This is a genomic window from Pseudomonas sp. DW-iso3 (assembly GCF_058725305.1).
In genome coordinates, this window is sequence record NZ_JBZXDZ010000005.1 from 613,113 (window position 1) to 619,293 (window position 6,181).

Here is a 6,181-nt window from a genome sequence, read left to right on the forward strand (position 1 = left end):
TCAGCCGGTGCTTCGCAACAGCGTCTCAAACAGCTGCTGCACCCGTGGCTCATCACTGTGGGCCACATTGAAACGCATCGAATCACGCTGGACCGGGTCGTAGCCAAACAGCGCGCCCGGTGCCAGCACCATGCCCTGTTTCAATGCCGCCTGGGCCAGCAGCTCGGCGTTGACCCCAGGCGGCAGCCGCGCCCAGATAAACATTCCGCCTTCGTAACCCATCGGCAGCTCGCAGCCGCAACGCTTGAGCCATTGCTCCACGCGTCCACCGGCCTCCATCAAGCGCTGCACCATGCGCTTGCGGTGCTTGGCGTAGCTGCCTTCGCTGAGCATGCGGTACACGACCTGCTCGAACAGCTCGGAGGTCACGCCGCCGCTCATCAGCTTCATGTTGGTGAGGTTGGCTGCCAGTTGCGGTGCGGCCACCACAAAGCTGACGCGGGCGTTGGCGCTGAGGATCTTGGAGAAGCCCGACAGGTAGGTGACCTGGTCCAGGCCGGCGAGGGCGGCCAGGCGCGGCGGCGGGTTGGGGTGCAGGTCGCCGTAGAGGTCGTCCTCGACGATATGGCAGCGGTAGCGCTCGGTCAGTTGCAGCAGGCGGAACGCCTGGCCGGGGCTTAAGGAGTGGCCGGTGGGGTTGTGCAACACGCTGGTGGTCAAGTACAGGCTGGGGCGATGCTCGGCCAGCAGCTGTTCGAGGGCCGTGAAATCAAAACCGTCGGGGCGACGCGGGATCGTCACCACCTTGACCCCGTGCAAGGCCAGGTTGGCGTGGAAGTTGAAGTAGCACGGTGCGTCGAGCAGGACCGTGTCACCGGGACGTGCCAGCAGGCGCATCAGCATGTCCAGGCCTTGTACGGTGTTGGGAGTGGTGATGATTTGTTCCACCGACACCGACAGGCCCTCGCCGTGCAGCTTCTGTTGCAGCGCCTGGCGCAAAGGCAGCAACCCGGCCGGTGTGCCCAGGCTGGCGATGCGCAGCGACGGCGCCCGCACCACGCTGCGCAGGGTTTGGCGCAGGGCTTCGCTGTCCAGCCAGGTTTCCGGCAGGTGGCCGCCGCCGGGGCGCAGATCGCCGTGGGCCGTCGCAAGCGGTCGACGCAACACGCTGAGCAGGTCCTGTGGCAGCAGATCGACCCAGTTCGAGGTTGTCGGGCGTGCACGGTCTGTCGCGACGAAATAGCCACGGCCTTGACTGGAAGTGAGCAGGTTGCGCCCGCGCAGGCGGTCAAGGGCCTCATTGAGGGTGAACTTGCTCACACCCAGTGTCTCGGTCAGTTCGCGCACCGAGGGCAACTTGCTGCCGGGCGTCCATTCGCCGTTTTCGATGGCCTGGCTGAACGCCTCGACGATCTGTAGCACCTTGGGGGTGCCTTCTACAAAGGTGATGGCTGATACGAACACGCGACGTCCTTGCCTTTGCTGGAAGTTTTACCGGTAAAGTTCGGGCGGATTAGGCCTCACTTTACCTGCCTTGCGCAATGCCAACTGCCTAGACTGCGGGCTCCATCCTCCAGGTCCCCGGCCATGACAAGTGCGTTAACCCTTTCCTCGTTCCTGTATTTCCTGCTGTTTTGCGCCACCATGACCTTCAGCCCCGGCCCCATGACTCTGCTGTTGTTGAGCCTGGGCGTGCGTGACGGTCTGCGCCGTTCGATCCCGGCGCAGATCGGCGCCAGTGTGTCGTACCTGATTTCGATCTTGATCTTTGCCGTGGGCTTTTCCGAGTTGATCAAGGGCTATCCGGTGATCACCCAGGTCATCCAGGTGGTCGGCGTGGCGTACATCCTGCATCTTGCCTACAAACAGTGGACCAGCAGCGGCGTGGTGATCGAACGGATCGGCCAGGTCGAAGCGGCGCGTAACCTGTTTGGCAAGGGCTTGCTGACTGGGTTCTCCAATCCCAAGACCCTCATCATGTTCAGTGCCGTGTTCCCCCAGTTCGCCGGTACCGGGGCGAGCCGTTCGACGGTGGACATTGCGATCCTTGGGCTGACGTTCCTGTTGCTGCAATTTGCCAGCGGCTGCCTGTATTGCTACTTCGGCCAGCGCATCAAGCATGTGCTGGAAAACCCCAAGCGCCGTGTGTTGTTGCAGCGCATCACGGCCCTGTTGCTGTTGGGCGTGGCAATGATGCTGGCGCGGGGCTTTGCCCACTGAGTCTTGAGTTAACGAGCAATAGTGGCGATCTGCCGTTACCCTGATAGACTCCAGGCATTCATTCAGGATCTCACCCCGCCATGTCAGCTGCAGAAGGCACCGGACTTCCGCTCGCTTCTCGGTTGTACAGATCCCGTACCCTCGGGCTGACGCTCGGATTTGTCTGCGTGGTGTTCGGGATGTATCCCCTGGACCCGGCCTGGTGGGTGTGGGCCTGGATGTTGATCAATGCCTTTGTCTGGCCGCATGTGGCTTTTCAACTGACGCTGCGCAGCGCCAGCGCCCTGCGCAGTGAACGGCGCAATCTATTGTTCGATTCCTTTTGTGGTGGGTTCTGGGTCGGCGCCATGCACTTCAACCCGCTGCCGAGCGTGACCACCTTGTCGATGATGAGCATGAACAACGTGGCCATCGGCGGCCCGCGCTTCATGCTGGCGGGGTGGGTGGCGCAGGCGTTGGGTCTGGGCACTGCGTTGCTGATCTTCACGCCCGCATTCATCGCTGTGACCACCCAGGCGCAGCTCTACGCCTGCCTGCCGATCCTGATGCTGTATCCGCTGGCCTTAGGGTGGATCTGCTACCGTCAGGCGCTGACCCTGGCACGACATAAACGTGAACTGCTGGCCCTTAGCCGCACTGACAGTCTGTCCGGGCTGCTCAACCACGGCGCCTGGAAGGATCACCTTGAGATCGAGTTCCAACGCTGTCGCCGCGATTCCATGGGCGCCGTCATTGCGCTGATCGACATCGACCATTTCAAGACCATCAATGACACCTACGGCCATGTCACCGGCGATATCGTCCTGCGCCAGCTCAGCAAAGTGTTGCGCCAGAACCTGCGCGCCACCGACCTGGCCGGGCGTTACGGGGGTGATGAGTTCTGCGTGATCCTGCCGGGCATGCCGCTCAACCGCGCCACAGAAGTGATGGACGCCTTGCGCGATCGCTTCAACGCCTTGGCCTACGCCCAGGACCCGACCCTGCGCGTCAGCCTGAGCATCGGCCTGGCGCCGTATCAACCGACCCACGCAGATTCGACCAGTTGGTTGAATGACGCCGACCAGGCCTTGTACGACGCCAAAAGCAGTGGGCGGAACCGCGTCAGCACGGTACAGGAGGGTTGGTTGCGATCGGTCTAGTGGAGTAGGGTGTCACGGCACCTTCCAACAAAAAACAAGGATCGGTTCATGCTCTTCAACTTCCCCCGTACCCTCCTGGCCGCCACCCTGGCCATGTCCTTCGCCGTGCCGGCCTACAGCGCCGAACCCCACAAACAGATCCAGGCACACGCCGAGCAGTACAAGGCCGACGCCCTGAAATTGCTGGAGCGCCTGGTGAACATCGACTCGGGTTCCGGCTATGAACCGGGCCTGACGCAAGTGCGCGACATTGCTGTGGACGAGCTGAAACAGCTGGGTTTCTCGATTGAGCTGGTGCCGGATAAAGCGGCCAACAACAGTCACGTGGTTGCCACCCTCAAGGGCACCGGCAAGGCCAAGATCCTGCTGATGGCCCATATGGACACGGTGTTCAAGGAAGGCTCGGCCGCCGAGCGTCCGTTCCACATCAAGGACGGTCGCGCCTATGGCCCTGGCGTGATGGATGACAAGGGTGGCATCGTCGCCGGCATCTACGCGCTCAAAGTCCTCAAGGACCAGGGCTTCAAGGACTATGCGCAGATCACCTTCCTGCTCGACGCGAGCGAAGAAACCGGCTCCGACGCCGCCTCTGATCTGATCCGCAAGACCGCCAAGGCCCACGACGTCACTCTCAACCTCGAACCCGGCCGCCCAGCCGATGGCCTGGTGGTCTGGCGCAAAGGCAGCGCCACCGCCGTGGTTGAAGTCAAAGGCAAAGCCGCCCACGCCGGCGTCGCCCCGGAACTCGGGCGTAATGCTGCGATGGAAGCGGCGCACCAGATTCTGCAACTGGGCAAGCTGGGGGATGAAGAGAAGAAAACCACCATCAACTTCACCGTGATCAAGGCCGGCGACCGTACCAACGTCATTCCCGACCAGGCCACCGCCAAGGCGGACGTGCGCGCGGCGTTGCCGGAGGAGTTTGACCGCATCGAGAAAGACCTGGCCCGCGTATCAGCGAACAAACTGATCCCGGAAACCGAAGTGAAGACCAGCTTGCAGCGTGGGTTACCACCGATGCCGCAGACGCCGGAATCGGACAAGTTGGTGGCGATTGCCCAGGGGATTTATGGGGAATTGGGCAAGAAGCTGACGATTGAAGGCAGCGGTGGCGCGGCAGACGCGAGTTTATCGGCTGGGGTGGGGACGCCGACGTTGGATGGGTTTGGGATTGTCGGCGGGAATATTCATACCCCGGAGGAGTATGCGGAGGTTGAGAGCGTGGTGCCGCGGGTTTATTTGCTTAGTCGGATGATTATGGAGCTTTCGAAGCGGTGATTTTCCGCTGATTGGCTTGCTTTTGTGGTGGGCAGGCTTGCCCTGCGTTGGGCTGCAGCGGCCCAACGCAAGCAAGCTCGCTCGCCACCGGGGATTTTTGCCTTGAGGGTGGCGTTACCAAGTTGACTGGTCTTCGAGGTTGGCTTTTTGGAGGTCTTCTTTCCAGACTTCGTTGGCTAGTCGGTAGATGTCGACGAAGAAGCCTCGGGGGTCGGCTATTTCTGTTTCGTTCCAGGCCATGGTTATGTATTCGTCGTAGTCGTTTTCAAATTCTTTCGCAAAGTCAAAGTCGGGGTTTTCGAGCGCATCCCTGAGAGCAGAAATCAATATAAAACGATGTCTGTATGAAAGGTACATAAGGTCTTTTAGGATAAAAGAAATTATGATTTTTTCCCTGTCTTTATGATCGTTAGGATCATGCTTCCATAGCTCTTTTCCAACCGTTTCCTCAAGGTCGTATATCGATAAGGCTCCTAATAAATGAGAGATATTAGGAGCGTATGGAGTGTTCATGAATGGGCATTTCAGCATGGTCTGCTCACTTCGGGAAAGCGGTGAATGGTCGAGTCGGATTGTTTCGATCAAATCTGATTTCTGCTCTTTCCATGGTTTCAATGTATCTAGGGTTGTTCACGTCCCTGCGGTTAGGTTTGTAGCCTCGTCCAGCCCCAGGCAGTTCGACCACGACCACTGGGTTGCCTGCTCTATCAAAACCTGTGGGAGATGGCGAAGCGCCCTGCATCCTGCCCATGGCCTTGTTTATAGCGTGGAGTTGCATTTTCCAAGAATTAAACTGGGAACTGGAGCTGATATTTCCTCTTTCCCCAGTCGTTGGATTTGTTCCATCAATAGATCGTTGTTTCAACGCGCTATCTGGTATCTCTGGACCATGCTTTTCAACTGTATGCATATCGTATTCCTGCTCCCACCCCAGCACCCTTCGTTTTGCATTTGCCTCTGTCAGAGCATCTATTCTCGACTGTCGATTAGTTCGCGGCAGTTGAGGTAGAGCAGGTGCGCCTTCATCAACGCTAGGCTTCGGAAGGGTAGTAGGACTGTTAGGTTCACACCCGTCGCCAGGACAGGTACTCAGTCCCAGCGGATCTATCCAGCCCGTAGGGTTAGGCACATATTGGTAAGGATTGATCCCACCCGCCAACTTCACCGGGTCCGGCGTGAGGTAGCGACCAATATCCGGATTGTAGTAGCGATGGCGGTTGTAGTGCAGCCCGCTTTCTTCATCGACGTATTGGCCCTGGAAGCGCAGCGGGTTGTCGATTTTTCCGATGTCGAGACGAGTGATTTCGCCGTAGGCGCGGTAGTGGGCGGACCAGACGATTTCGCCGTCTGGGGCGGTGAGTTCCTGTGGGGTGCCGAGGTGGTCGAGTTGGTAGTGATAGGGTTTGGTTTCGTTTGGACCAAAGCCTTCCAGTAGCGCCAATGGCCTGAAGCTGTCGGGTTCGTAGAGGTAACTGCGATGGCGATCCGCTTGGTGTTCGGCGATGAGTGTGTCGCCCTGCCAGAAAAACTCCGTAGTGATGCCCTCAACGGTTTTGCTGATGCGCCGCCCAAACGGGTCGTAGCAATAGCTGACAGTCTGGCCA

General features: G+C 59.3%; 6 protein-coding genes. 3 read left to right on the forward strand and 3 right to left on the reverse strand.

The annotated features are described in order from the left end of the window. Positions 1-1,404 carry an aminotransferase-like domain-containing protein gene (locus tag AC4PS7_RS17995; RefSeq protein WP_492179658.1) on the reverse strand — a complete coding sequence of 468 codons (1,404 nt, stop codon included), beginning with the start codon at positions 1,402-1,404 and terminating at the stop codon, positions 1-3. A 123-nt stretch (positions 1,405-1,527) separates the two neighbouring features. On the opposite strand from AC4PS7_RS17995, the gene AC4PS7_RS18000 reads away from it, so the two are divergent. From AC4PS7_RS18000 to AC4PS7_RS18010, 3 genes are all read left to right on the forward strand, one after another. After that, positions 1,528-2,160 carry a LysE family translocator gene (locus tag AC4PS7_RS18000; RefSeq protein WP_045791961.1) on the forward strand — a complete coding sequence of 211 codons (633 nt, stop codon included), beginning with the start codon at positions 1,528-1,530 and terminating at the stop codon, positions 2,158-2,160. Positions 2,161-2,240: 80 nt separating this feature from the next. Next, positions 2,241-3,299, forward strand: a complete 1,059-nt coding sequence (locus AC4PS7_RS18005) for a diguanylate cyclase (protein ID WP_021492709.1) — start codon at positions 2,241-2,243, stop codon at positions 3,297-3,299. A gap of 48 nt (positions 3,300-3,347) precedes the next feature. After that, complete coding sequence (locus AC4PS7_RS18010; protein WP_044287331.1) at positions 3,348-4,577, forward strand: M20/M25/M40 family metallo-hydrolase; 1,230 nt, start codon at positions 3,348-3,350, stop codon at positions 4,575-4,577. A 114-nt stretch (positions 4,578-4,691) separates the two neighbouring features. Here AC4PS7_RS18010 and AC4PS7_RS18015 read toward each other — a convergent pair whose 3' ends face one another. Further along, complete coding sequence (locus tag AC4PS7_RS18015; RefSeq protein ID WP_010209750.1) at positions 4,692-5,108, reverse strand: hypothetical protein; 417 nt, start codon at positions 5,106-5,108, stop codon at positions 4,692-4,694. 7 nt (positions 5,109-5,115) lie between these two features. Further along, on the reverse strand, positions 5,116-6,181 hold a 1,066-nt coding region (locus AC4PS7_RS18020), incomplete at its 5' end, for an RHS repeat domain-containing protein (protein ID WP_492179659.1).